At 71.3% G+C, this 1,367-nt stretch carries 1 protein-coding gene; it reads right to left on the bottom strand.

The annotated features are described in order from the left end of the window. Window position 1: 1 nt before the first annotated feature. Window positions 2-1,367: IS1634 family transposase (locus tag ACFV9O_RS40465; protein WP_385428104.1), on the bottom strand; the 1,366-nt coding region annotated here is incomplete at its 5' end.

The raw sequence follows: 1,367 nt of genomic DNA, 5'->3' as shown, positions 1-1,367 counted from the left end.
ACTAGGCCCGTCTTTCGCAGGTGGGGAAACGAGTGTCCAGCCAGCGTGGGCGGGTTGGGTCGACGTCGAGTAGGTCGAGGAGTTGGGCTTGGATGCCCTCGGTGATCAGGACGGTGGGTGGGCTGGTGGCGGTGCCGGGTCTGATCCGTAGCTCGGACAGGGCGGTGAGGATCAGCTCGCCGGTGGGGCGGGCAGCGCGGGGTTCGAGGTAGAAACCGCGCATGGTGCGCTGGGGGCCCAGGGCCTGGCGGATCTGGCGTTCGATCAGGCAGAAGATCAGCAGGGCCAGGCAGATCACGGTGATCAGGGCGGCGATGCGTTTGTTGCTGCGCAGGAACATCGGGGCGACCGCGAGGGGGCCCTTGAACTCGCCGTAGCGGCGCTCGATGACCGGCTGGCCCTTGTAGTGCAGCAGGACCTGGGCCGGGGTGGCCTGGTCGGCGGGCAGGTTGGTCAGCAGCGCGTACCAGCCGTCCACGGCCGCTTCGGTGTCGATGACCTTCTGGTCGAAGGACCAGGCCAGGGCGGGTTTGCCGTCCGGGCCGGTGCCGGTGGTCGCGTGCAGGTAGGCGCCGACGCGCCGGGCGCGGGCGATCGCCGTGAGGCGGGCGTCGACCGTGGCCTGGTCGGGGTAGTGGTGGCTGCCCAGGCCGCGCTGGAGGCGTTCGAGGTCCTCGCGGGCCTTGGCCAGCTTCCGGTCCCGGGCGGCCTTCTGCCCGGCGGCGTTCGCGCTGGAGTGCACCAGGATCCTGCGCAGCTCCTGCGGGGGATCGCTCTTGCGGCGGCCCTTCCAGACGAAGGCGTCGGCCTCCACCACGCGGTAGCTGCCGCGCTGGTCGGCGGGCTTGTCCTGGTCGCGCTCGGCGCAGTACTCCACCACCACCGCCGCGGTGAGGTCCTGGGCCGCGTAGAGCGCGGGATCGACGGAGGCGGCCGCGGCCGGGGCGACGAAGCGCACGCCGGCGGTGTTCATCGCGGCCACGTTGTCGTAGGACAGCAGCTTGGAGTCGCCCAGCAGCAGGAAGTCGGGGCGCTGGGCGAGCTGTTGCAGGGCGTGCATGGTGTCCACGACCTGGGAGACCTCGCCGGCCCCGCCGCTGATCGCGCGGTGCAGGACGGGGATGCCGCCGTCGGCGGTGACCGCGAGCCCGGTCTGGATCTGCTTCAGGTCGGTGCGGCGGTCCTTGGGGTGGCCGAAGCGGACCATGGGGTAGCCGGTGTCCGGGTCCTCGTAGGCACCGTGCAGGGAGATGCTGGTCATGTCCCAGTGCCAGCGGGTGGTGTCGATGCCGAACTCGGCGATCGCCTTGGCGCCGACACTGCCGCTGATCTGGGCCAGTTGCGGGGCGATGGCGTCCAGGGCACGG

The organism is Streptomyces sp. NPDC059909 (assembly GCF_042730885.1).
GTDB lineage: Bacteria > Actinomycetota > Actinomycetes > Streptomycetales > Streptomycetaceae > Streptomyces.
This window is presented reverse-complemented; position numbering and strand designations above follow the sequence as displayed.